This window comes from Methylibium sp. T29 (genome assembly GCF_000576205.1).
Classification (GTDB): domain Bacteria; phylum Pseudomonadota; class Gammaproteobacteria; order Burkholderiales; family Burkholderiaceae_C; genus Methylibium; species Methylibium petroleiphilum.
Genome location: NZ_AZND01000490.1, coordinates 1 through 1361, shown reverse-complemented (window position 1 = coordinate 1361; position 1361 = coordinate 1). Strand labels below are relative to the sequence as shown.

Annotated in this window: 2 protein-coding genes; one reads left to right on the top strand and one right to left on the bottom strand. The window is 72.2% G+C overall.

Annotated elements, in window-relative coordinates; all coding sequences use genetic code 11:
- Positions 1–932 (bottom strand): LysR family transcriptional regulator ArgP (locus x551_RS22285; protein WP_051512302.1); only part of this gene is annotated, 932 nt, incomplete at its 3' end.
- A 95-nt stretch (positions 933–1027) separates the two neighbouring features.
- Between x551_RS22285 and x551_RS22280 the strand changes: the two genes are divergently transcribed.
- On the top strand, positions 1028–1361 hold a 334-nt coding region (locus x551_RS22280; protein ID WP_161728132.1), incomplete at its 3' end, for a LysE family transporter.

Sequence of the window (1361 nt, the reverse complement as noted above, 5' to 3'; positions counted from 1 at the left end):
TCCAGCGCCATGGCGGCGCCGCGCGCCAGCGCCGCGCCCACCTCGTCCAGCCGCGCGGCGCGCACCGGCAGTCCGCTGTCGTCGCCCAGCTTCCACTGGTGCCAGTAGAGCGCCACCTCGATGCCGATGTCGGGACGCAGGCACAACAGCTCGCCTTGCGCGAGCCGTTCGCGCACCTGCAGCTCCGGCACCACGCCGATGCCCCAACCCAGGGCGGCGGCCCGCACATAGGCCTCGGAAGACGGCACGAAACGCTCCTCCAGCCTCGGCGCGCGCACCCCGAAGGCCTGGGCGACCCACTGCGTCTGCGTGTCGTCCTTGCGGTTGAACACCAGGAAAGGCACGCGCGCGAAGTTGCCGCGGTGCAGGCCGGCGGCCGCGTCGCCGCCCAGCTCACGCGCCACGAAGCCGGGGCTGGCCACCGCGATGTAGCGCATCACGCCGAGCGGCTCGACGCGGCAGCCGCGCAGCGCCTGCGGCACGGTCGACACGCAGCCCAGCACCTGGCCCTGGCGCAGCCACTCGTGGGTGAAGTCCTGGTCGTCGACGATCAGTTCCAGCCCGAAGCCGTCTTTCAGGCCCTGCTGCACCAGGCCGTCCAGCGCCGGCAGCACCCAGGTGGCCAGGCTGTCGGCGTTGACGGCGATCGGCAGCCGGGCCTGCGACTGCATGCGCTCGCCGAGTTCGCGCGCGACGTCGGCACGCATGGCCTGCAGCTGCCGCGCGAAACGCAGCAGCACCTTGCCCGGCTCGGTCAGCCGCAACGGCCGGGCCCGCACCACCAGCAGCTGGCCGACCTGGGACTCGAGCGCCCGCAGCCGCTGCGACACCGCCGACTGCGTGATCGACAGCCGCTGCGCGGCGCGCTCGAAGCTGCCATCGTCGGCCAGCGCCGCCAGGCAATCGAGCGCGGCGGGATCGAGGTTCTGCATGTCGCGGTCTCGGTCAATCGATCAGTATTTCTAATGTAATGCCAATAACTTGAATCACACTTCTCTGGGAGGCGGGCGCTGGCCACAATCCCTCCATGCTGTCTCCCAGCCTCCTGCCAGACCCCGCCGTGCCCGCCGCGCTGCTGCAGGGCGCGCTGATGATGGGCGGCCTGATCGTCGCGATCGGCGCCCAGAACGCCCTGGTGCTGCGCCAGGGCGTGATGCGCGCGCACGTGCTGCCGGTGGTGCTGCTCTGCACGCTGTCGGACTGGCTGCTGGTGGCGCTGGGCGTGTTCGGCCTCGGGGCGCTGATCGCCGCGCAGCCGCTGCTGCTGGAAGCCTTCCGCTACGGCGGTGCGGCCTTCCTGGTGGCCTACGGCTGGCGCGCCGCGCGCCAGGCCTGGCAAGGCTCGGCCGCCGGGCTGCAGC